Origin of the sequence: uncultured Aquimarina sp. (assembly GCF_947500065.1) — a bacterium.
Lineage (GTDB): Bacteria > Bacteroidota > Bacteroidia > Flavobacteriales > Flavobacteriaceae > Aquimarina.
On sequence record NZ_CANMQT010000016.1, the window covers coordinates 16,837 to 41,617 of the forward strand.

Consider the following 24,781-nt stretch of genomic DNA (forward strand, 5'->3'; position numbering starts at 1 on the left):
CCTGTCCTGAGCCTGTCGAAGGGTTCCTATCCCTGACGCAGCTCTTAGTTAGTGTAGCGATTTGATAATGATGAATCAATAAATGATTTTTTTTATTTCTGAGTCGCCCTAAAATAATTTGATATGTTTAGGACGACTCAGCATATAATTTAACGTGAGTTAAACGATATAATAAATTTATGTCAGTTAGAGTGTTCACCTCAGGCGGATGTATCGAAAACAAATGAATTTTCAATCAAAAACCTTTTCATCCTCAGTCTGTAAAAGGGCCGCACCCTACATAGGCGAGCAAGCTAATTTTTCTTCGATTTACTATGAAAACAATTCAATTTGACGGCTTTTTCTGATTCAAAAGCTGTCAATTTAAAAATTAAGAAGAGGTTTTCAAGAACTTTTTAGACATTTGGTTGTTAATTACAAGAAAATATAGCCCTTCTTCGAGTGAGGTAGTGTCCAAAGCCGTGACCAGGTTGTCATATTTTTTTATGACTTGTCCTAGCATGTTTACGATTTTGATACTATAAATATCCATCGATTCGTCTATTCCATTAATATACAAGATTTTGTTGGTTGGATTAGGATATACTGAGATAGTATTGATCGATAAAGGAGTATCAGACACAGACAATGTGGATACAGCGATACTCTCAGAAAAAGTACTACAGTTAGCTGCATTAAATACTTCCAACGTATAAGAGCCTGTTTCTTCTGCTATAAAGCTTTGATCTGTGGCATTTGTAATAGCTTCATTGTTAAGATACCACTGGTAGGCATCGTATTCCTGATTTACCGTAATTTGACTGGTTTCTGGGTCAAAGGAAATGACTGGTTGATCAGGAGTATCAGATATTGTTACTGATATTGCTGTACGTTCTGAAGTTTCACATGCTCCTAAGGTTGTTATTTGCCAATCATACAAATAGTAATAAAACCCTTCAGGGTTACTTTCGGCGGTACTCCTTTTTATACTTACTATATCTACTATTTCATATGGATAATTGACGTCCTGGTTGTTACGGAATAAGTTCGAATTTTCAGTAAAACCTATTTCCATATTATCACCGGCAGGAATGTTTATATTAATATCAATGATGTTCTCTCCGTCTGGAATATTTATATCTTTTGATTCTAATATTTCACCAGAAGCATTTTTAAGTTGTAATGTTCTATTTCCTGAACCTTCGGCGGATACTTTGGCTTTTTTCAGAATAATAGGTTCTTTAACATCAAAAACCAGACTATACCCACCTTGATGAATATTACCTGAACTCGCACTAATTTCTTGTATTCCAACATCAGCAGAGGTAATCGGTCTTGTCGTTCCTGATACATAGTATATTTGGTTTTCGGTCAATTCTGGTGTTTCAAAAGTGCTTCCTGTAGCAATAACATTAGTACCATTCTCTTGATCATACCAAATGTATCCGTTACTTCCGGAAAGTGTTATAGATACGGATTCACCAGGACATACGACTTCATTAGTAGTATCGGGAACAGAGGCAATTTCAATGTCCAGGAAATTATCCTTAGTATTTGTGTCGTTACCAATATCATTTGTAACCGTAAGCGAAACGGTATAACTACCATTATCAGTGTAGGTATGGGTTGGGTTTTGGGAGGTAGCTGTGTTTCCATCTCCAAAATCCCATAAATAAGAAGTAACAGTGTTTATAGAAGTACTTCTAAAAGTAACCTGATTACAATCTTCGGTAGCTTCAAAATTTGCTATTGGTGGTTGGTTATTATTTCCAGGAGGGTAGGAGCCAGATATAGAATACAAACCAACAGATGAATAATCAGAATAGCCTGTTGATAGATTACCTTCTCCAACTCCATCGATTTCTATAAAATATGTGCCTCCGGCTAAAGTACTGGAGATACTCGCACTAAGATCTCGACTAGGACTGGAAATAGCAACTTCTTCTCCTGTACCTGTTAATATTTTAGCTTCAATATTTAGATTTGGATAATAGGGATCAGGTTCAAAACTAAACTCCACAGCACCTCCTGATGTAACAAAAGAAAATACATCTTTATCTTCTCTTGTGGAAATTAAACCTGTGTTTAGGGAAGCATTCACATCACCACTAGCATCTACAATCAATTCACTAGATGCTGTAAGTATATCTCCGTGATCATCTTGTTTATACCCAAACCCGTTACGATCTCCTGATATAATCGCCATATCATCCTGATCCTGATTAGCACCGTCATATTCTCCTTTACTCCAATGACCAATAGGTTCACTAGCACTCCAACCCATAATAGGGCTCCAATCTCCGTGTCCGGAATAATATACTGTTCCTGAAGTGGTTCCATCATGAGATAACCCTAGCGTATGTCCAACTTCATGTGAACCCGTTTCTCCAGCAGATCTGGTTCCAGAATTAAAAACCCAACACGGATCATCATTTCTGGTTGAAGAAAAAGAATTTAGATAAGCAACTCCTCCTGATCCTGGAGCAGCACTATCAGTAGATGTGAAAATAGCCATCATTCTTTTATTGATTGGAGTAGCTTCGTAGATAGATCTATTGGTGGTGATATTAATATCAAAAGGTCTGAAATCTTCAGCCATAATTCTCCAGATGTTGGTTATTTTTTCATCGTTATAGCCAGACGGTTGAGCGTTGATGGTGCCACCACCAACCCAGCTGGTTCCACTAACTGTTTCTCCATCAAAATCTAGATATACTGTAAACTCTGATCCTGGTAAGCTTTGCAGATCAGGAGCTATTGCTGAAGCTCTGCCAGTTTTTTCTTCTTTAGAGGAGACCTTTTTAAAATCAATACACAAGACCTTGTTAATATCTTCCTCCTGTATCAGAACATCATCACTATCACCAGAATAATAACGATATGCTTTTTTCTTACCGAATAGTATAATTTTTCCCGTTACAATACCTTTATCTTTAATAATACTAAAGGTCGAACTACTATTATTGTTAATTATTCCTATTACTGAGTAGTTTTCGGTATTTCCTTTTCTGATGTTTATGATACCTTTTACATGTTCAGTATCCGATAATTTTAGTGTAACAACATTAGATTTATTAGTCATTATACTTTGACTAAAGTTTTCTTCACTTCCTAATTCGTAAGGTTTCTGATTTTGCGCAATACCATTATAAAAAATAAATAAAGCGAATGTCAAAATAAAATATGGCTTGATGGCCAAACTTTTTTGTAGGTAATTTGTTGAAATTTGTAAAGGTTTCATGAGTTTGTTTGTGTGTGTGTAGGTTTACTTAAAAAATTAAATGCATAATTTGAATTATTAGGGTATATCAACTCATGGACATTCATGTCCATAATAGATACACCTTACTTGCTAAAGAAACGGGAGGAAAGATATCACCAATTCCAATCCAAAGATTGAAATTTAAAATAGACGGTTCTGGAGCGCATCTATTTGTGGCATTGTTTCATTGCATGTTAGGTGGATCAAACTTGTTTAATTCAAGTTAGTATCCAAGAAGAATAACACAGAATATTCTAATTTATTATCAATTATAAGGAAGCTTATAGACTTTAAGTCATTATTTGTCAGGGTAGAAGATAGCTTGAAAACAAGGTTTTAAATAATAAAATCAATATTTACAAGGGTTTAAAGGTGTTTTTTGATTGAATTCCTGTACAATGTGATTATATCTACGTAAGAGTATATTCACAAAGAAAATTAGTTTTTTAGATGAACTGTATCACAATTTAGAATTAATAAACTGTTTATAATGAGTGTTATAAACAATGTGGATGATTTTAATAGCGTCCTGGTGGGCTATCCACTATATCTTTTTTATAAGTACCCTTGGAGAGCCTCAGGGTACTTCATAAAATAAGATTAGACCTGTCCAGAGTCTGTCGAAGGGTTTCTATCCCTGACGCAAAATCGATACTATAGGTAGCTAATGTAAACCTAAGATTGTTATGTGTTATACATCGTGTTAGCCTAAGTATTAATAGGAGTTAGGCGAAATTAGTTTCTTTAATCCCCTTCGGATTAATGTATAGGTTATTACTTTTTCTGCATTGCTTTTTTCAGGTTATCTTGATACACAGAAAGATCTGGTGAGTTATCCGCAGTTGCAAGTTTTACTGCTTTTTTATAATTTCTTATAGACTCTTCATAGTTGCCAAGCATCATTAATCCTTCAGCATAACTATCAAATCCATTCGCTGATTCAGGATGTAAAACTGTGTTTGCTTTGAATATACATACTGCAATTTTCGTCTTTTTATGTTCCATCATATATTGATATCCTAGTGCATTAATTTCCCATTCCTGTATAAGCCCCTTTTCGTTACAATCTTTTAGGGTGGCTAAGATATTTTTCTCAGAATTTGTTTCATCATAGGTTTCCAGTTTTGACAGAAGATTAGTGAAAGTATTGGTGTATAATTCTTTTAATTTTTTCCTGTGTTGATCAGCTGCTTTTTTAGCCAATTCATGCGCTTTACGATACGACTCGTCATTCGTTACTTTGATTTCAGGAACTACACCTACGCCTTCCCAATTTGTTTTTGTGATCGGATTAATAGCTTTTCCGGTTGGGATAAAAACACTTAAGAATTCATTAATTGGACTAGTGCCACCTGGATTCGCTCCTCCTCCTGTAGTTTGCCCTACTAAGGTTGCACGTTTTTGTGTTTGCATATTATATGAAAATTCTTCAGCACCAGAAAATGTTTTTTCACTTGTTATAACAAATAAAGGAACGTCGATCATTTTTATTCCATCTACTTTATCCAGTGTATAAAAATCAATTGTTCTATCACCTTCTCTAAAGTATAGACTGTTTAAGTGAATACCACCTTTAAAAAAATAACTACATAAATATTGAACCATTTCCGGATCTCCACCACCATTTTTACTTAGATCTATTATAACTGCATCTGTATTTGCGATAAGTTTCATGTATGCATCTGCAATTGACTTCCCCTCTTTAAAGTAGGTAAATCCTCTTAAATCTAGATAGCCAACATTTCCTTCTAGTACCTTTATAGTATTAAAACCAGCATTGTATTCTTTTTTTCTTTTGAGATTATAAATTTTCTCTTCAATGAGTCGTTCTGGTGTCATAGAAGGAGCCTCATACGGAGGTTGGTTCATTATCCTCATATGCTTGTCATTATTGATCGATTGTACAGATTCAGTAAGTGCCGTAGCAAAACTTTCATTCGTTGTAAACTGATCAAAATGCCCTTTCTTAAACTGTTTCTTTAAATGTTCTTCAGTATCTTTTGCAATATCAGGAAAGACGTACCTGTTATTCATCAATTCTGACAAAGTGTTAATTACCTCTTCTTTATATTTCTTACTTAATTCAATATCCTGTGAATAGATAGCAGTATAACATAGAGATAGCGTGAAAAGAAGAAAAAGATATTTACGAATTACCATCATTATTTTAGGTTTTTAAAGCTAATTTAAAATATTGAACTTTCATAAAATTGTAAAAAAGTAAACGGTAAAGAAATAGTTCCAAATGTACTATGATACGATAGGATCATATTGATTGGTGAATCGTTTAGAAATGTTAAGATTTGTAATTTCGATCAGGCTTGATTTTTGAGCAAAAAACTTAAAAGGAGTTATTTTAAAAATTGAATTGAAATCTTTAATGAAATGTGCTTGATCATAAAACCCTGCCTCTAAACCAATAGAAGTGAGACTCATATCAGGAAATTCTTCCTTAAGTTGAAGGATTCTATTCATCCGCCATATTTGCGAAACCTTTTTGGGAGAAAGTCCTACTTTATTTATGAAATGTTTATGTAATGTAACTTTACTTACATTAAACTCTTCGAACAACTCGCGTATCCTGATGCTTCCATGTCTAAGCATAATGAAGTTTAACTGAGCTCTTAAGTTTTCGTCAACAGACATCGCTTTTGACAATAAGATATTTGTAAATTCATTAATAAGTTGTTCTTGTATGATGGCTTTACTTTCCATAGAAATTCTCTGGATAAGTAAATGTGTTATTTTATCAAGAGAGAAAACCTTTTCAAGGGCTACAATACTGTCATTAAAATCTATTAGTGGATTTTTAATGAGATTGGCAAATGCAAAAGGCTTAAAACGTACACCTGTAATATTAACGGCACTTTTCGATTTAAAACTTAATGAAGTGTTTGTTTGCCCTATAAAGTAAGCTCCTCGTTGTAGACGCATCCATTTGGTCTGCGAGTTGCTCCTTACAATACTTGGAGAATCAATAAAGATAATATTAAATGTACAGGTGGGTAGAAACATTTCTAAAGGATCTTTGGCCAATCGCTCATCCGAAAAGATATGCCAATAGCTTTCCACATGATGCGAAAATAAATGATCCGGTAATGTTTCTTTGTATATCATTTTATATATAACGATCTGGTATATGAAAAGTGGCAAAATAAACTATACCTGAACCAATTAATTAATACACGCTGCTTTTATATTTCTTTTTCAAGTACCGGTATTATTTTCTCTTTTATCATATTTGTTGCCTGTTCACCTATTGCTCCACCAGAAAAAGATTTTATAATAACCCCATTTTTATTTACTATATATGTTGTAGGGTATCCAAATTGAATTTTGAATTTTTTCTCGATAATTCCATCTTCATTCGCAATATGAGAAAAATCCCATGGATGTTTCTTTAGAAATTTTTCTATTTCTGTTTTTTTATTCCTTCCTACTGAAATAAAGTTAACTTTTTCTGTTCCATATTTTTTTACAATTTCATTAAAGCCAGGTATTTCCGCTACACAAGGACGGCAAGTGGTAAACCAAAAATTTATAACGCAAACTTTTCCTTTTAGCATTTGGTCGTCTATTATTTTCCCATCTATTGTTTGCGTTTTAAAATTAGGTAATCTACTACCGATCAAACAATTCGTAGTAGCAAAAAAATCCTTAGGGTTATCCTTTTTAACCTTAATACAATTTTGAATTCCTATTTCATATGAATTGCCTAATTCTTCATTTTTATTTTCTCTTTTTTTGCAACCTATAAGTGCAAAAAACACTGTAATTGTTAAAACGAAACTTTTCATTTAATTATTTTTTTGATGACTTACAATGATTAATATATGTGTCGTAGCTGAGTAAAATGTTACCTAGCTTTTCGATTTATCCCTGCCTACCTGTCGGATGGCAGGCAGGTGCGCATTTTTATTTCTTGTTCAATTTATAAAAATCCAGCGCCAATGCAAAAAGGAAATGACCTTTCGATCTAGCACTAAACTTTACTCTGGTTTCATATATAATGTTAGGCATTCGTTTTTCTACTCATTATGGATTAAATGGGCAACTTGTCCAAGGATATGCGCATTGGTTTTTTCTTTCAATCCAACCAGTATATTTGTTTTTGTTATGTGTAAAAGAAACTTTTGCCCAAAGTCCATCAGTGTCTATCAATTCTAGTTTTAAAAATTTACCTGATTTACAAACTAATTCAGAATTTAAGTCTGGTTTTTGATAAAAAGGAACTCCTAAAGAATCTGGTAAAGACATATCTGCAATGTTAATTTTTAGATTTTTAAGCTTAACCCACATATTAAATGTAGAGGCTAGTTTCTTATTAATTGAATCTTCCTTTCCAGGACCAACCATTAAATTTTGAATTTTAGCCCAACCATTTCGCGATTCTTTTATTGCGATTTTATACCATTGAGTCCTTATTTTCTTATAATCAATTTTTAAAGACATTATTGATTTTCCTTTAATATTATCATAGATTACCAATGAGTCACTAGAAGTATTGTCAAAATAACATTCCACATAATCATCATAAAAAAACTTAGTTTTCGTTTGAGAATTACACACGAATGAATAGAAAATTACTATAACTATTATTATGTTTTTCATGTTCGTTAAGATACATAGTTTACACAAGTTAAAGATTAGGTGTTTACACTAAATATACACAGACCTTTAGGTTTAGTACAAACGCCCTATGTTTTTTATACCGTGTTGTTCGTAGTTATTTTTCCATTTGCTTTAGAATCCAATCCATAAGTTCATGTTTATTTATAGCATCCCAAGTTGATTGGGTATTCTTTTTTTGTGATGGATTATCTTCAGGTTGTAAAACAATTAATTCAGTATTTTTATTTCCTGACAGTTCCAACTCAGCTAAAAAACCAACCATATCTGTCGAATTATTCTCATACAAAGTTCTTAGTTGCTTTGTTAACTTATATTTTATTGCAGGTTCTATATATGCCCTAACAGCAAAACCTTTGTAAATCTTAACATTTTTATTTTTTTCATCAAAGTAACTGTATGATGAGAAATTGTGATAACTCTCTGGATTAGTTTTGGGAGTACCTTTCAAATGTGTTTCCAATAAATAATTTATAAATTTCGGTTCCCAAAGGTCAATTCGGTTTATTCTGATATCACGTTTATGTTGATACCATTTTCTTGTAAAATCCAATGTGAAATTGCAAATGACAATACCTTTTATGTTGAGTTGAAATTCGAGATTACTCTCTTTCATAAATTTAATATATCGCATCGCTCTATGTCCAACTAAACTTGCTCCTAAAAAGAAAATGTTGTCATTTGGTAAATTATGTTTATCGAAGATTTCTTGAATTAGCTTGTGCGTAGAAATCATAGATGATTTAGAAAAGTAAAAGTCAAGAGGAATTTCGGTTGAAACTGACAATACCGCAAAGCCTTTTTCCAATGCTTGAGTATACATCTGTTTTGAGCTCCTGTTCTTCTTGTCATACCTTGAATCCTCAAGGAAAATAAGCACACCTTTAAGTTCTTTATTTTCAGGAAGCATTAGAGTATAACCTTTTTGAATAAAAGGGAAAAAGTCATTTTCTCCCGTTCCAACTCTAAGGCTATCATTTTTTGCTGGTTCGTAATATTCAACCATTTTCTGTGAAAAAGAATTTATACTTAAAAGAATAAAAAAGAGCAAAAAAAATAGCTTAAAAGTCAATTTCATTATTGGTTGTTATTAATTACGCACAATGTTTAATATATGTGTCGTAGCCGTGCAAAATGTTACCCAACTCTCGACATTTCCCTGCCTACCTGTCGGATGGCAGGCAGGTGCGCATTGATTGCTGTTTTTTCATTTTTGCAAGCATTGCGCCTTCATAAATATACAAAGACCTTTCGATTTAGGCTTAATCAACTATGATCACATATATCGTGTTGTACACAGTTATTTTATAGCTTTAATCAGATTTTCCTTGGCTAACTTTAAAATTTCATGTAATTCTTTTAGAGATATTTCTTCTGCGTTATTAAAGTCAACTAGAACATGGTCATATTTTTTAGGATATTTTTCTTGTATTGCGTCTCTAACGAAGTTTACCGCAGGTCTTAGATGGCGATACTCTCCATCAACAATAATAGATGATTTATAGAGCGCACAGAATAAACTATAAATGTTGTTAGACTCACATATTCGATTATCATTTTTATTCCAGCTTTTCTTAGAATCAATTAGTTTAATAGTCTTTTCAATAATTTTCACTTCAATTTCACTAGGTTTGAACCAATTTCCTTGTAATTGTGCGTCTTGAAAGTTAAATTCTTTAATGACCATAGGGAGTATTTTTGTCCCGTCTTCAAAGTTTCCAGCATAATAGCCATCTGTATATTGAATAAGTGTTGCTATTCGTTTAGGCATATTAGGCCAAGAAATCTCTACGAATCTTTGAACTGTATCGTTTTTGATGATGGTGAATTCCATTGGAGATTTGCCATATGGAGCTAGAATGATAGTAGTTAAAGCCTTCCCATCCTTAATTATATTATACCTTCCCTGATGCACTTTTCCATTCTCATCAGTGTAGGATCCAAACCAAAGAAGTTCTTTCTGTGCGAAAATATTACTAGAAACGAAAAATAGAAGTAGTAAAAGAAGAAGATTTGTGTAAGACGGTGATTTGATTTTTTTGATTGATGATTGCATGATTTTTATATTTAACGGTTAAATATAAGAGTCTAATTAAATCAAAATGTTACAGTTCTATAGGATAGTAAAGTATGCTCTGTAATTGGTTACAACTTTAAATATATGGTAAGTGGGGTAGAAAACAAGAGATTATTTTCGATTTAGACACAAGCCAATTTTTTTATCTTTTCAATTTTAAAGCCAAATCAAAAGATTTGGCGACTTCGCAAATAGACAACAACTTTTTGATTAATCACTAATCGCCCTATTTGCTATAGTGTTGTAAAACGTTTTAATCTTTTAATTCCAGTTTAGTTTTCTTACGGTCTGGATCAACCCAATTGATAGTCCAAAGATTTATGTTATCGATGCTAAATTTAGACAAATCGATCTCAAAAACCTCTTTGAATTCTTTGTTTAATGCTTGGGTAGCTGTCAGATTAATGGCTTTACTTTCGTTATCAGCTACAGCATTAACTTCGTAAATCAATAATGCAGAATTTTCAGATGAATTCTTTGTTTTGATAATTAGAGACTCATTTACTATATTAAGTTCAGGCTTTTCACTCATTTCAGAATAAAATACTCCTTTCTCTCCAATAGAACAGGCTCCCAGTAAACCTGCAATTAAAGCAATAAATAATAACGTTTGAAATCTGATATTTTTTAATTTTAATAGTTTCATTTATTTGATGTTAAATGTTTTAGAACAACTATATATAGTTACCTTCTGAACTATATAAAGTATCCTCCTAATTAAGAATTGTAAAGGCTATTAAAATAAATCCTCTACTTCACTTTTAATAGCGGATAAAGCAGTATCACTAGGAGAACCTTTTTCTACTATTGCGGTCAGAATCATTTCCCTCATTTTACTAGCAGAATCTACTTCTTCCTTTAAAACAGTCTGACGAACTAATGCTATAGTCCCATTCTTGGCTGCTTTCACAATATTCCAACATTCATCAGAGATGTATATCTGTTGCGTAAGATTATGATCAAATTCTTGCTCGATAGTATGCACAAGTAAAGATTCATAATTCTTTTTGTCTTCATTAAGAGGAGGAGTTCTAAGTAATAACTTACCTGGAGAAATTCGTTCTAAAAAGAGTACTATACGCTCATAAGCTTGTAGCCTTAATGGAAGTGCTTGCTTCTGATTTTCTTTGTGTAATAAAAACCTTCGTCTTTTTTCCTCGTTATCCGTATGTGTTTTGAAATAATATAACGCCAATAAGGTTATAAAAAGCGATGGTATAAGGGAGATTAATAACGGTACAATTTCTAATTTCATTTATTTTGATTTATGTATTGTCTAATTCTTTATATCGTCCTCCTAAATAAGAACAGTCTTTTAAATCCTGTGCACACGTATAGGCTACAGGTGTTTTACTGTATTTAAAAGAATCTTCGAGTGTCTTAGTTAGTTCACCATCATCGACATTTACATCAATATCTTTCATAGTAAATTGAGAAGGATGTTCATATCCAGCAGCATGAGTGATTTCTACAAGTTCTTTTCTGAAAGATTTAAAGTATTGTGCCAATCGATCAGATTTAAGAGGAACATTAATTCCCTTTTGTAACCATTTACTTTGCGTAGCAATACCGCTTGGACATCTATTGGTATGGCATATCTGCGCTTGTATACAACCAATGCTCATCATTGCTTCACGAGCAACATTGATGCAGTCTACGCCCATTGCAAATGCCATAGCAGCTTTTGCTGGGAACCCTAGCTTTCCACTTCCGATAAAAACGACTCTATCGGTTAGGTTATGCTTCTGGAATATCTTGTAAATCGCACTGAAACCATAGATCCAAGGTAACGATACATGATCAGCAAAGCTTGGTGGAGCGGCACCAGTTCCACCTTCACCACCATCGATGGTTATAAAATCAGGACCTCGATTGGATTTCACCATTAATTCTGCAAGTAATTCCCATTGTTCAGTTTTACCGATAGCAGCTTTAATACCAACTGGTAATCCCGTTTCTGATGCAATATCTTCTATTAATTGTAATAATTCCGGAACATCCTTAAAGGCTTTGTGACTAGAAGGAGATAACACATCTTTTCCTACTTCTACACCTCTTATTTTTGCTATTTGGGGAGTAATTTTGGCTCCTGGTAATACGCCTCCTTTCCCCGGTTTTGCACCTTGAGAAAGTTTAATTTCGATGGCTCTGATGAATGGATTGTTTTCAACTAAAGCTTTCATCTTTTCCATAGAAAAATTACCATCATCAGTACGAACACCAAAGTAGCCTGTTCCAAAATGAAAAACTACATCACCACCATTGCTATGATATGGAGATAATCCTCCTTCTCCCGTATTATGGTAAGCATCAGCTTTTTTTACTCCTACATTTAAGGAATCTACTGCACGAGCAGAAAGTGATCCAAAGCTCATAGCAGAAACATTAATAGCAGATGCAGGTCTATATGGTTTTCTACGCTCATTATATGCGCCCATTACTTTAGCACAAGGCAAAAACGTTTTATCAATTTTGTTTGGATGTCCTTTCTCCATTTGGAAAGGAATCATACAGTTTTTTATGAAAATATGCTGGTGCTGATAGATGTCTCTATCGGTTCCAAAGCCTTCGTAGTTATTTTCATTTTTAGAGGAAGCATATACCCATCCTCTTTCAATTCTATTAAATGGAAGTTCTTCTCGATTATTAGCTACGAAATATTGCCTCATTTCTGGCCCGATACTTTCCAAAAGATATCGTAGATGTCCAACAATAGGAAAATTATGACTTACCGTATGTTTTTTGTTAAAGAACATATCTCTTATCGCAACCAATACAAGTGCGATCAAAACCCACATCCACCAAGATATAGAGCCAAGGAAATTTAAGATAGCATCCATTATAAATTAAATTATTGAGCGTTTAAATAGTCTAATGCTAATTGCGACATTACTTTTACTCCTAGTACCAATCCACTTTCATCAATATAAAAATCAGGTGTATGATGAGAAGCTGCTTTTTCTGTTTTAGGAGATTTTCCTCCTAAAAAGAAATAGAAACCAGGAACTACTTCCTGAAAATACGAAAAATCCTCGCCTCCTGTAGTTGCTTTTGATAAAACTACATTTTCTTTTCCGGCGATTCCTTCTATAGTAGGTAGCATTTGTTTAACAAGAGCTGGATCATTATACGTAATGGAGGTGTTATTCTGAAATTCTATCGTTGCGTTTCCACCATAAGCTTTTGCCAATGCAGGAACCATTTCGTTCATACGACGGATAATCTTTTCACGCATTTTTGGATCAAGGGTTCGTACGGTTCCTATCATTTCTGCACTTTCTGGAATGATATTAAATCGTACACCACTGGTGATTTTACCAACAGTAATAACGGCAGCTTCATCTACTAATGGTGATTCTCTACTAATAATAGTTTGTAAACCATCAATTATTTTAGCAGAGATTAAAATAGGATCAACACCTGTCCATGGCGCAGATCCGTGAGTTTGCTTTCCTTTTACATTAATTACAAAACGTTCTACCGCGGCCATAGTTCCACCTGGCTTATAACGCACCATACCAACAGGAGTTCCTGAATTGATATGTAATCCAAAAATAGCATCTACATCAGGATTTTTAAGAACACCTTCTTTGATCATCAATTTTGCTCCGCCTTCTTCACCTGGTGGTGGTCCTTCTTCAGCTGGTTGAAAAATAAATTTAACTGTACCCGTTATTTTTTCTTTATTCTTGCTTAAAACTTCAGCGACTCCCATTAGAATTGCAATATGAGTATCGTGACCGCAGGCATGACTTACTCCAACTTCGGTGTCTAGAAATGTTGTTTTTACTTTTGATTTAAAAGGTACATCTGCTCGCTCTGTAACCGGAAGTGCATCAATATCTGCTCTCAGCGCAACTACTTTACCTGGTTTATTACCTTTTAAAATACCTACTACGCCTGTCTTTGCTACGTTTTCGGTTACTTCAAAACCAAGGCCTTTTAGATGTTTTGCAATTTTCTTTGCAGTTTCGAATTCACGATTAGAGAGTTCCGGATTCTGATGAAAATCTCTTCGCCATTCGATAACTTTACTCTCAATGTTTTCTGACATTGTATTTACATCAGCGTCTATTGTTTGTGCTTGTATACTACAACATAATAGGAGTAAAGCGATTAGTATATTGTTTTTCATGGAGTTAGTTGAGTTAAAAATTAATGAGTTTGTAGTTTTTGTTTTGTAGTTGTACCAAAGCTGTCATTGCTGATAACGCAATTTGTATTTTAGGGTGTACATCCGATTTAGAGATCTTTCTATGAGCAGCCGTCTGACCACATAAAATGATTTGAACTCCTTTATCAGTGAGCGCTGATATTAAAGGGGTATTGGGATTATTTACACTAAACTTTTCGTTGTATTTTTTATTGTTTAAGATATCGTTAGCAGCGTTACCATGGATAACAAGTGCTACTTTTAGATGAGCTAAAGGTACTCCGGCATCCACATGCATATTAAGATATCTAGCCGCTGTGTGTATTAGGGGATTTACTTTTGTACTATCTCCAAAAGATCGTCCAACATCAAAAACAGCTTTTAAATGATCAGTTGTATTCGTTTTGAAATCTGGATTCTTTACTTCGTAAGTTTTACCATACTCAGTAATGACAGTTCCTTTTTTAGATTCTTTTTGACAAAAAAGTATTCCTGGGAGTACAACCAGAATAAATAAAATTGTGTGTTTCAAGTTTTGATTTTTTCGCTTCTAAAGATATTCAAAAATCTATTAAAGGAAAGTTAAAATATGTTTTTGATCTCTTATAAACAAAAAAAAGCATATTTCTGATTTCTCGAAATATGCCTTTTGTTTATGCTGAAGAGGAACTATAGTTTTACAAACTTACCTACAGATTCATTATTTATGAGAAGTATATAGAGTCCACTTGATAATTTAGTTAAGTCGACTTCGGGTCCTGCAATGGACTTAACAACTATTTGCCCAGATGCGTTCACAATTCTTATATCTCTTTCATTAATAGTAAGTCCATCAATTTTAAGTATATCTGTAGTTGGGTTAGGGTAGAAGTTAAAAATACTAGTACCTTGACTTAAATTAAGTTGAGATAAATCAACTGAAAAGGCTGTAGAAATAGCATTACATCCTGTTTCATTAAATACTTCTACGCTATAGTTTCCAATTCGATCTGGTGTATATTGTACCTCATTAGCATCAGTAATTATTTCTCCGTTAAAATACCATTGATATTGTGCATAGGTGGCATCAACGGTAAGGTTTTTAGTATCTGGTATTACAATGGTCGGAGGTGCTGGATTTTCTTCTACTATTATATTAATTGCTGTTCTGGTAGTTGTTGTACAATTATCAAAAGAACCAGCTACATAATAGGTTTGACTGGATTGTAAGTTAGGTGCCTCAAAAGTTGCTCCTGTATACAATAAAGCTCCACCTGTAGGAGTGTCATACCAATTGAACTCACTATTTCCTGTTACTGTTAACGAAGTAGATTCTCCAATACATATACTTTGATCTGTTCCTGCAGGTTGCTGCGGTATGTTAATAGTAATAAAATCATCACGTTGTCTGGTATCTTCTCCGGCACTATTAGAAGTAGTAAGAGAAACACTATAAGTACCACTGTTCGCATATGTATGTGTTGGGTTTTGATCTGTAGAAGTATTTCCGTCTCCAAAATCCCATAAATATGCATTTACATTATTGATGGTTGTATTATTAAAATTCACCGTAGTACAATTGGTAGTTGCTTCGAAATTTGCTATTGGAGGTTGGTTATTATCACCAGGAGTGTATGCGCCCGAAATGTAATAATTACCTATAGATGAGTAGTCAGAATATCCATTACTTAGATTACCTTCTCCTACACCATCAATTTCTATAAAATATGTGCCGAAGGTAAGATCTAAATCTATACTGGCATTGAGACCAGAAGGATTAGAAACAGCAATTTCTTCGCCAATTCCATTTAGAATTCTAGCTTGTATATTAAGATTAGGATGATCTGGATTTGGATTAAAATTGAAGGATACATTACCTGTTTCGATCACAAATGAAAATACATCTATATCATTACGATTATGTATGAAACCATAATTTTGATTAGCACTAACATTTCCATCGGTATCCACTAGAATTGGAGTAGCTTCTGTAATAACATCTTTATGATCATCTTCTCTAAAACCAACGCCGTTTTGGGATCCAGCTATAATTTCTATATCATCTTGTTGTTCGGTAGCATTATCGTATTCACCGATACTCCAATGTCCAATCGGTTTGCTTGCACTCCATCCCATAATTGGTGACCATTGACCGTGTCCGGCATAATATTCTTCTCCAGGTCTGCCATCGTGACTAAGCCTTAGCGTATGTCCAACCTCATGAGATCCTGTTTCTCCAGCAGCTCTGGTTGATAAATTATAAACCCAACACGGATTATCAGTACGGGTCGAAGAAAATGATCCTAAATAGGCAACACCTCCAGATCCGGGAGCAGCATCGTTTGTAGGAGTAAAGATGCACATCATGCGGCGATTTTGAGGAGCAGCATCATATAGATCTCTTCGTGTAGTTACATTCAGATTAAAAGCGCTAAAATCTTCTGCCATTATTTTCCAAACAGCTATTATTTTTTGATCAGAAAAATTTGGAGATTGAGCGTTAATCGTCCCACCACTGACCCAACTGGTTCCGGATACAACTTCGCCATCAAAATCTAAATAGATAATTCCTGGGGCTCCTGGCAGACTTTCCAGTTGTGGAGCCATTTTAGAAAATCCATTATTGGTGTCTGTGTTATTTTCTTCCTTAGCCGTTTCAAGATCTATACAAACAAGAGAATTAATGTCTACTTCTTTGATATATACTTTTCTTTGATCATTCGTAAATATTTTATAACCAGTTTTTTTATCCCTAAGTAGTAAAGTACCTTCTATTTCATTTCCTGTTTTATGTAAAGTAAAAGAAGATAATTTTTGATTATTTATACTACCAATATATGTGGTTTGACCACTCTCTACTTTTTCTACATTCATAGTTAGTAGAAGAGGAGTACTTTTCTTAGAGATATTTATGGAAAGTCCTTTTGTTTTGTTTTTTGTTAGATTCTCAATAAAACTAGTTGGATTATCTGCTATTAATTGAGCTGTATTTTCCTGCGAGAACGTGATCAGAGAGTTGACCAAGAATAGGAGTAAAATGAAATTTTTGTAGTAGGATTTAGTCATTTTTTTAGATTTTTTTGGGTAAAATCAGTTTTTGAAAGATTTATTAATTTCGACTAGATAAATTGATTTTAAAAAGTAGTCAATTTATCATAACACGTTAAAAACATGTTTATTGTGTAAAAATTTCATAAATAAAAACTCTCAATACATCTTTAAGAAAATATTGAGAGCTTTCATGGCATTAACACTTAAATTTTTATGAGATACTTATTATTCTTTCTAAAGGGATAATAGTAGCTTGTTTTAGGATTACTTCCTTATCTGTGATTCCCCAGATAGTGGTTTCTACTTTTTTTAATCCTTTATTATCTACAAATACAATTTTTACCTTATGACGTTCTAAATTACCAAGAGATAATGCTCTCTGTAGTTCTAAAGTTCGATCTATTTGATCTTTTCTTTTGTTTAATACATCTTCTTTTGGAAAGGTTAGAAATTTGATTTGCTCTTTTTCTATAATTTGAACGTTCATGTTTGGGGACATAGTAAAAAAATTAGGTTATTTTGGGGTTAAATAATTTCTCTATTATCTGATTGAATGCTAAATATATGTATTTTATCTTAAATTATTGCATTTTAACGATGTTTTTGCTGAAAAAGATATTAACAACGTAAGAAATAGGGCTTTGATTATAATTATTCAAATAGGGTGTTTTGCCTTTAAAAAGGTTAATGATTTGTTTATAAGTATCACTAATAATAGTTCAATAAAAAGGATAGTTTACTTAAATTTCGAAGCTTATAAAATACTGAAGAATTGGAAGAATATTTAGCTGGATTAAATGATGCACAACGAGCTCCTGTACTACAGAAAGATGGTCCTATGATTGTGATTGCAGGTGCAGGTTCTGGAAAGACAAGAGTACTTACTTATAGGATTGCTTACTTAATGAGTCTTGGGATTGATTCTTTTAATATATTATCCCTGACATTTACAAATAAAGCAGCGCGAGAAATGAAAAAGCGTATTGCTGATATTGTAGGTTCAACGGAAGCAAAGAACTTATGGATGGGAACGTTTCATTCGATTTTTGCTAAAATCTTGAGAATAGAAGCCGATAAATTAGGGTATCCTTCTAATTTTACAATATACGACACACAAGATTCTCAGCGATTAATTGCTTCGGTAATTAAAGAAATGAGTTTAGATAAGGACATATATAAATATAAACAGGTTCAGTCTCGCATTTCTTCTTTTAAGAACAATTTGGTTACAGTCAAAGCCTATCTTCAAAACCCTGAGTTGATGGAGGCTGATGCAATGGCAAAAAAACCACGTATGGGAGAAATCTATCAACATTATGTAGATCGTTGTTTTAAAGCAGGAGCTATGGATTTTGATGATTTATTACTTAAAACGAATGAATTACTAAATCGTTTCCCTGATGTTTTGGCAAAATATCAAAATCGTTTTAGATACATCCTAGTAGATGAGTACCAAGATACAAATCACTCTCAGTATCTAATTGTAAAGGCATTATCAGATAAGTTTCAGAATATATGTGTGGTAGGAGACGATGCACAAAGTATTTATGCTTTTCGTGGAGCAAATATCAATAACATTCTTAATTTTCAAAAGGATTATGAAAATGTACAACAATATAGGTTAGAACAAAATTACAGATCTACTAAAAACATTGTAGAAGCTGCTAACTCTATTATAGATAAGAACAAAACAAAACTTGATAAGGTCGTTTGGACTGCTAATGATCCTGGTCCTAAAATCTTTGTAAATCGATTACTGACAGATGGAGATGAAGGTCGTTATGTAGCAAGCTCGATTTTTGAGAATCAAATGCAACATCAGTTGACTAATGGTCAGTTTGCTATTTTATACAGGACAAATGCACAGTCTCGGGCAATGGAAGATGCGCTGCGAAAAAGGGATATTAAATATCGAATTTATGGTGGGTTATCTTTTTACCAAAGAAAAGAGATTAAAGATGTTTTAAGTTATTTACGACTCATCATTAACCCAAAAGATGAGGAAGCGCTAAAAAGAGTTATTAATTATCCAGCCCGTGGAATTGGAAGTACAACAGTGGATAAATTAGTAGTGGCTGCTAATCATTATGATAGATCTATTTTCGAAATTATAGAAAATCTGGATCGTATTAACCTTAAAATCAATAGTGGGACAAAGACTAGGCTTGAGAACTTTATGAATATGATCAAGAGTTTTCAGGTTACTAACCAAACTTCTGATGCATTTGTATTAGCAGAAATGGTTGCCAAGAATACTGGTTTATTACAGGAGCTTAAAAAAGATGGAACACCCGAAGGGATTGCTCGTATAGAGAATATAGAAGAACTACTGAATGGTATTCGCGATTTTGTAGAAGAACAAAAGGAATTGGCTGATGAGACAGGATCTCTTGCGGAGTTTTTAGAAGATGTAGCATTGGCAACAGATTTGGATCAGGATACCGGTGATGATGATAGAGTAGCGTTAATGACCATTCATTTGGCAAAAGGACTAGAATTTCCTTACGTATATATTGTAGGTATGGAGGAAGACTTGTTTCCTTCTGGTATGAGTATGAATACGAGATCGGAGCTAGAAGAGGAGCGTAGGCTGTTTTATGTAGCGCTGACCAGAGCAGAGAAACAAGCATATCTAACATATACACAATCTCGCTATCGATGGGGAAAACTAGTAGATGCAGAAGTTAGTCGTTTTATCGAAGAAATTGATGATCAATACTTAGAATATATTACTCCAGTCGATACGTATCGTTACAAACCTTTGGTAGATACTGATATTTTTGGAGATGTAGATAAAAGTAAATTGAGACTTAAAAAACCCATTTCAGGATCACCACCGGTATCTCATAAACCTTCTGAAGAACAATTACGTAAACTTCGCAAATTGAGACCTATAACTGATGGTACGGCAAGTACTCCAAAAACAAATCTTTTTGATGGAGATCTGGTACCAGGAACTATTGTTGAACATATGCGTTTTGGAAAAGGAAAAATTCTTCAGATAGAAGGTGTGGGGCAAGACAAGAAAGCAGAGATTAACTTCGAAAATGGAGGAATCAAAAAACTTTTATTAAGATTTGCTAAGTTGAAAGTAATCGGGTAAGATTTTATTCAAGCTTTTTTTGGTAATTATTATACTTAGTAAGGGGGGCTTTTGTAGTTTGATTACACACTGTTTTTCTAGAGTATGGTAGTGTATTTTCTTTTAATAAAGATGGTTTTTAAAATAAACTAATTATCTGCCTCATTGATTAAATAACTATTAGAAAAATTTGATTTTTTTTGATAAATATTGAATACAGCTTTTCTAAATCTAGAAATAGATAATACACCAAATTATACGCTAATTTTTTAATTATTCTTCAGGTTTTTAACTTTTTTAGAGTTAAATATCAACACTCAAACGTTTTCGTATAAAATCGATTCTTCGAATATTATATTTTCCCGTTTTTTTTTAGAAATATTTATTACAACGTTTGAGGGATTTCTATAACCAAGGATATTTTCCCTCTTCGTTTTTTATTAACACACAAACAAACTTAATTATGAAAAAATTACTCTATTTAGGGTTATTATTGTGCTTATGTATGCCTAGAGTAGGTATTGCACAATCCGAACGAAATCTCCCATTTTCCTGGGATAACCTCACGGTTTATTTTCTTATTACTGACCGTTTTAATAATGGGGATACTACTAATGATTCAAACTTTGATCGTTTTCAGGATAGTGGAAACAATGAACTAGACTTTCACGGAGGAGATATTGCTGGCGTTACACAGAAACTTGAAGAAGGATATTTTGATGAATTAGGAGTTAGTGCTATTTGGGTGACACCTGTTGTAGAAAATAGGCATGGATTCAATAATCCTCCTGCAGGTGATCCTGCTTTTAGAGATTATCCTTATCATGGATATCATACAAATGATTGGACTGCTTTTGACCCTAATTTTACTAGTGCGGAAGATTTTGAAACCTTCATTGATACTGCACATGATCATGGTATACGCGTACTAGTAGATATCGTAATGAACCATTCTGGATATAGAACTTTCAAGAATGTAAATGGTCAATTAGAATTTGTTGATGAAGATTATCCTTCTGATTGGGTACGATTACAATGTGGAACTGAGAATGGAGAACTTCCTTGTGACGACTTGACAACGCCACTTTTTGGTTTACCGGATATAAGAACTGAATCTTTCAATTCTGTAAACCTTCCACAATGGTTATTAGATAAGTGGGATGCAGAAGGAAGAAAGCAACAAGAATTAGATGAATTAGATGCATATTTTGCAAGAACGGGAAAACCGAGAGCGCCAAGATACTACCTAATTAAATGGTTGACTGATTGGGTTAGAGAATATGGAATCGATGGATTTAGAGTGGATACAGAAAGACACGTTGGTGTTGATGCTTGGGCAGAGCTTAAAGATGAGGCTGTTTCAGCTCTAAAAGAATGGAAACAGAATAATCCAACAAAAAAATTGGATGACCTTGATTTTTACATGACAGGAGAACATTCTGGAGTAAATATTATTGGTAATGTTGGAGATCAATTACCTGATGATTTTACTGTAGGAAAGTTTAATAGTATGATCAATTTCCGATCACCAAAAGAAGCTTATACAGATTTAGGACAAGAAGAAATATTTAGTTCTTTTGCCGCAAAGCTGAATAATAACGATGGAGGTTTTGGTACTCCAGGAGAATACAATATGATTAGTTACCTGAGATCTCATGATTTCAGTGAATTCTATACAGGTAATATGTTTGAAGGAGCAGTAAAGTTATTACTATCTCCTGGTGGGGCACAGATATATTATGGAGACGAATCCGGACGTCAGTTTTTTGACGCTACTACATATGTAGATGCTGGATATCGCTCTGATATGAACTGGGATTCAATAGATGATGCCATGTTACTGCATTGGAGAAAACTTGGAAAATATAGAAGAGAACATATTTCAATCGGTGGAGGTTCACATCAAAAACTAAGTGATGCTCCATACATATTTAAACGAGAATATAATCGTAATGGGCAAAATGATAAAGCATTGGTGTTTCAAGGTCAGGATAATGATTTTGTTGGAGCATTAGATGTTTTTGGAATGTGGCCTGATGGAACCGTACTTAAAGATTACTTTTCTGATACTTCGGCAACAGTTTCTGGAGGAACAGTAACTTTTGGAACTACTTTCGGAATTGTTTTAGTAGGAGAGCCTTTTGATCTTTCGGATTCCGTAACCTTATCTGTAAATCCAGTTTCAGGATTTTATACAGACGCAGTCACTGTAGAAATGAATGCATCCACAACGGCAGATGGAGCTTCTGTGGATATTTTTTATACTACAGATGGTTCTAATCCTTCAGTTTCTAGTACACCTTATACGAATTCTTTTAGTGTAACTACAACTACTTCAATAAAATCAATAGCAATCGATGCTAATGGTAACGAATCTAATATAGTTTCTAGAGATTATGTAATAGGTGATGGATCTCCATTTGATGTGTATTTTAAAAAACCATCTACTTGGTCATCGGCGAATATCTATTTATTTAATCAAAATACTGGCGATGCATTACCTGGATTTCCAGCTTGGCCTGGAGCGGTTATGGATAGTGTAGAAGGGACTCCTTGGTTTACATATAATATAGATCAGGATGTACAAGTTGGTATTGTTTTTAATGATAATGGCGGAGCTCAAAGTGACGATTTAACAAGAATTACGGATGGTTGGTATGATAATCAATGGTTTGATAGCTGTCCAAGTGACTGTCCAACGGGCCCACAACCACCAGTATTGACAGTTTCTCCTGATTCTGGAACGTTTAACAGTAGTGTAAATGTGACAATGAGTGCTACCAATTCTGGAGCTATATATTATACGATAGATGGATCTGTTCCAGATGCTACAAGTACTTTGTATTCTGGATCTTTTACAATTTCTTCTATAGGAGCTACAGAATTAAATGCGGTTTCTATTAATAGTGCAGGAACTTCTGCTGTAATTAATAGAATATATACTATCCAAGATACATTAGGGTATACGGTTAATTTCAGAAAACCTGATAACTGGAGTTCAGCATATATTTATCTGTATGATAAAAATTCAAATACTGCAATTTCAGGATTTCCTGCTTGGCCAGGAGTACAAATGACGCAACTGAGCAGCTCTCCTTGGTATTCTTATGTAATAGAAGAAACTGTTGAGGTAGGAATCGTTTTTAATGATAACGGAGGAGCACAGAGCGATGATTTATTTAGAACGACAGAAGGTTGGTATAACAACAGTTGGACGAATACTTGTCCTGGAGAATGTCCGGGAGTCATTCCAGATACTTCTTTTGATGTATACTTTAAAAAACCTTCTTCCTGGAATACTGCATTCATTTATCTGTATGATAAAAATTCAAATGCGGCAATCCCTGGAGCTCCGGCTTGGCCTGGTGTACAGATGAATGCAATCACTGGTTCTCCTTGGTATTCTTACGAAATAGATGAATCCGTTGAGGTGGGAATCGTTTTTAATGATAATGGAGGATCACAAAGTGATGATGTATTCAGAACGACAGATGGATGGTATGATAACCAATGGTTTGATACCTGCCCAAGTGATTGCCCATCATTAAATGATATTAGAGGATCTTTTTCTAATAAAGTTCCTGAAAATGATGCATTGCAACTAGTAAAGGCATGGCCGAATCCTTTTGGTGAATCATTGTCATTATCTTTTACAGGAAACCTGAAAGATAATTATGTCAGAATAGAAATATTCGACCTTGCAGGCAAGAGTACTAATACAACTTTTGTAAAGGATACTAGAACAAATACAGTAACCATGAATACTGCAAACCTTCCAAAAGGAATTTATCTTCTAAAGGTCGTTTCTAATAAAAATGTGAAGGTGATGAAAATGGTTAAGTAAACCATTATTTTGCTGAAGTAAGAAACCTGTTGAGGAAGTGATTATCCTTGGCAGGTTTTTTTTAATTTATATTAAGAATGTTTTTAGAGAAGATCGTTTTTTTAAGTGTAGGATTTTTTTTTAAGATTTAAATACTTTGTTTTAAGGTGGTTAGTGTTCTGTTGCTTTTGTTTGTAAAAGTTTGGCACGCGTTTTGAAAATTACTAGGCAACTGATAGGGCAATAAAAAATATCAGTTAGAAAATGTTTATTAATTTAAAAAAGGAAATCATGACAAATTTTATTTCATTTAAGATCAACTGGAGTGTTTTAAGAAAGTTTTTACAAGAATTACCAGCGGCAAGTAGCCATGCAATTCACAGATAAACTTCTATAAACCTAAACCCCAACAAAATGCATACTAAATACTTTTAGTGACTGGATATGAATTTTATTTTATGTCCAGTTTTTTCTTTCCATGAAAAATGTATCTAGGTAATTCTTATCTAATTTATTTTAAGCTAATTCAAGTGTTTTACGGCTAACCCTTAATTTATATAGTAATGAACCATTGTTAATTGTAGTGGTTTTCAGGGGTGAGTTTCCACTGAATATCTGGTTGATTTGACACCATTAATTTTCTAAATTTGAAACAACCAATGCAGAATTATTGTTTATTCTTAGAGTCTATTTTTTTGTCATAAAATATTTAGTTAAGGAGTAACAGTTTGTTTTTGTAAATGGGT

17 protein-coding genes are annotated in these 24,781 nt (G+C 33.5%); 3 read left to right on the top strand and 14 right to left on the bottom strand.

All coding sequences use genetic code 11. The features are described from left to right. Window positions 1-370: 370 nt before the first annotated feature. On the bottom strand, window positions 371-3,220 hold the full coding sequence (locus Q0975_RS26235; protein WP_299443197.1) for a PKD domain-containing protein: 2,850 nt from the start codon (window positions 3,218-3,220) through the stop codon (window positions 371-373). A gap of 74 nt (window positions 3,221-3,294) precedes the next feature. Here Q0975_RS26235 and Q0975_RS26240 point away from each other — a divergent pair, with 74 nt between their 5' ends. Next, window positions 3,295-3,468, top strand: a complete 174-nt coding sequence (locus tag Q0975_RS26240) for a hypothetical protein (RefSeq protein ID WP_299443200.1) — start codon at window positions 3,295-3,297, stop codon at window positions 3,466-3,468. Window positions 3,469-4,015: 547 nt separating this feature from the next. On the opposite strand, the gene Q0975_RS26245 is transcribed toward Q0975_RS26240, so the two are convergent. From Q0975_RS26245 to Q0975_RS26305, 13 genes are all read right to left on the bottom strand, one after another. Continuing rightward, entirely contained in the window at window positions 4,016-5,404 is a 1,389-nt protein-coding gene (locus tag Q0975_RS26245; RefSeq protein ID WP_299443203.1) for a S41 family peptidase, read from the bottom strand. Window positions 5,405-5,491: 87 nt separating this feature from the next. Then, a complete protein-coding gene (locus tag Q0975_RS26250; RefSeq protein ID WP_299443206.1) occupies window positions 5,492-6,358 on the bottom strand; it encodes a helix-turn-helix domain-containing protein in 867 nt (288 codons plus the stop codon). Window positions 6,359-6,435: 77 nt separating this feature from the next. Next, the gene (locus Q0975_RS26255; protein WP_299443209.1) at window positions 6,436-7,011 is read right to left on the bottom strand and encodes a TlpA disulfide reductase family protein; all 576 of its coding nucleotides are present in this window, start codon (window positions 7,009-7,011) and stop codon (window positions 6,436-6,438) included. 265 nt (window positions 7,012-7,276) lie between these two features. Continuing rightward, window positions 7,277-7,852, bottom strand: a complete 576-nt coding sequence (locus Q0975_RS26260; RefSeq protein WP_299443212.1) for a hypothetical protein — start codon at window positions 7,850-7,852, stop codon at window positions 7,277-7,279. Between the two features lie 115 nt (window positions 7,853-7,967). Next, a complete protein-coding gene (locus tag Q0975_RS26265; RefSeq protein WP_299443215.1) occupies window positions 7,968-8,948 on the bottom strand; it encodes a hypothetical protein in 981 nt (326 codons plus the stop codon). 222 nt (window positions 8,949-9,170) lie between these two features. Further along, window positions 9,171-9,926: a hypothetical protein gene (locus tag Q0975_RS26270; RefSeq protein WP_299443218.1), complete on the bottom strand. Its 756-nt coding sequence runs from the start codon at window positions 9,924-9,926 to the stop codon at window positions 9,171-9,173. Window positions 9,927-10,200: 274 nt separating this feature from the next. Next, entirely contained in the window at window positions 10,201-10,593 is a 393-nt protein-coding gene (locus Q0975_RS26275; RefSeq protein WP_299443221.1) for a hypothetical protein, read from the bottom strand. A 90-nt stretch (window positions 10,594-10,683) separates the two neighbouring features. Then, entirely contained in the window at window positions 10,684-11,202 is a 519-nt protein-coding gene (locus Q0975_RS26280) for a hypothetical protein (RefSeq protein WP_299443223.1), read from the bottom strand. 10 nt (window positions 11,203-11,212) lie between these two features. Beyond that, entirely contained in the window at window positions 11,213-12,787 is a 1,575-nt protein-coding gene (locus tag Q0975_RS26285; RefSeq protein WP_299443226.1) for an FMN-binding glutamate synthase family protein, read from the bottom strand. A gap of 11 nt (window positions 12,788-12,798) precedes the next feature. Then, a complete protein-coding gene (locus Q0975_RS26290; protein WP_299443229.1) occupies window positions 12,799-14,082 on the bottom strand; it encodes an amidohydrolase in 1,284 nt (427 codons plus the stop codon). Between the two features lie 13 nt (window positions 14,083-14,095). Further along, window positions 14,096-14,632: a DsrE family protein gene (locus Q0975_RS26295; protein WP_299443232.1), complete on the bottom strand. Its 537-nt coding sequence runs from the start codon at window positions 14,630-14,632 to the stop codon at window positions 14,096-14,098. Window positions 14,633-14,769: 137 nt separating this feature from the next. Continuing rightward, complete coding sequence (locus Q0975_RS26300) at window positions 14,770-17,145, bottom strand: PKD domain-containing protein (protein WP_299443234.1); 2,376 nt, start codon at window positions 17,143-17,145, stop codon at window positions 14,770-14,772. 196 nt (window positions 17,146-17,341) lie between these two features. Further along, window positions 17,342-17,617, bottom strand: a complete 276-nt coding sequence (locus tag Q0975_RS26305; RefSeq protein WP_299443236.1) for a hypothetical protein — start codon at window positions 17,615-17,617, stop codon at window positions 17,342-17,344. 285 nt (window positions 17,618-17,902) lie between these two features. Here Q0975_RS26305 and Q0975_RS26310 point away from each other — a divergent pair, with 285 nt between their 5' ends. Both Q0975_RS26310 and Q0975_RS26315 read left to right on the top strand, forming a co-directional pair. Continuing rightward, the gene (locus tag Q0975_RS26310) at window positions 17,903-20,233 is read left to right on the top strand and encodes an ATP-dependent helicase (protein ID WP_299443238.1); all 2,331 of its coding nucleotides are present in this window, start codon (window positions 17,903-17,905) and stop codon (window positions 20,231-20,233) included. A gap of 442 nt (window positions 20,234-20,675) precedes the next feature. Next, on the top strand, window positions 20,676-24,056 hold the full coding sequence (locus Q0975_RS26315) for a starch-binding protein (RefSeq protein WP_299443240.1): 3,381 nt from the start codon (window positions 20,676-20,678) through the stop codon (window positions 24,054-24,056). The last annotated feature ends 725 nt before the right edge of the window (window positions 24,057-24,781 follow it).

Excerpts from the sequence above, each read along its gene's own strand:
- Q0975_RS26235 (WP_299443197.1), bottom strand. The coding sequence starts at position 3,220 with ATGAAACCTTTACAAATTTCAACAAATTACCTACAAAAAAGTTTGGCC.
- Q0975_RS26240 (WP_299443200.1), top strand. The coding sequence starts at position 3,295 with ATGGACATTCATGTCCATAATAGATACACCTTACTTGCTAAAGAAACG.
- Q0975_RS26245 (WP_299443203.1), bottom strand. The coding sequence starts at position 5,404 with ATGATGGTAATTCGTAAATATCTTTTTCTTCTTTTCACGCTATCTCTA.
- Q0975_RS26250 (WP_299443206.1), bottom strand. The coding sequence starts at position 6,358 with ATGATATACAAAGAAACATTACCGGATCATTTATTTTCGCATCATGTG.
- Q0975_RS26260 (WP_299443212.1), bottom strand. The coding sequence starts at position 7,852 with ATGAAAAACATAATAATAGTTATAGTAATTTTCTATTCATTCGTGTGT.
- Q0975_RS26265 (WP_299443215.1), bottom strand. The coding sequence starts at position 8,948 with ATGAAATTGACTTTTAAGCTATTTTTTTTGCTCTTTTTTATTCTTTTA.
- Q0975_RS26270 (WP_299443218.1), bottom strand. The coding sequence starts at position 9,926 with ATGCAATCATCAATCAAAAAAATCAAATCACCGTCTTACACAAATCTT.
- Q0975_RS26275 (WP_299443221.1), bottom strand. The coding sequence starts at position 10,593 with ATGAAACTATTAAAATTAAAAAATATCAGATTTCAAACGTTATTATTT.
- Q0975_RS26280 (WP_299443223.1), bottom strand. The coding sequence starts at position 11,202 with ATGAAATTAGAAATTGTACCGTTATTAATCTCCCTTATACCATCGCTT.
- Q0975_RS26285 (WP_299443226.1), bottom strand. The coding sequence starts at position 12,787 with ATGGATGCTATCTTAAATTTCCTTGGCTCTATATCTTGGTGGATGTGG.
- Q0975_RS26290 (WP_299443229.1), bottom strand. The coding sequence starts at position 14,082 with ATGAAAAACAATATACTAATCGCTTTACTCCTATTATGTTGTAGTATA.
- Q0975_RS26300 (WP_299443234.1), bottom strand. The coding sequence starts at position 17,145 with ATGACTAAATCCTACTACAAAAATTTCATTTTACTCCTATTCTTGGTC.
- Q0975_RS26305 (WP_299443236.1), bottom strand. The coding sequence starts at position 17,617 with ATGAACGTTCAAATTATAGAAAAAGAGCAAATCAAATTTCTAACCTTT.
- Q0975_RS26315 (WP_299443240.1), top strand. The coding sequence starts at position 20,676 with ATGAAAAAATTACTCTATTTAGGGTTATTATTGTGCTTATGTATGCCT.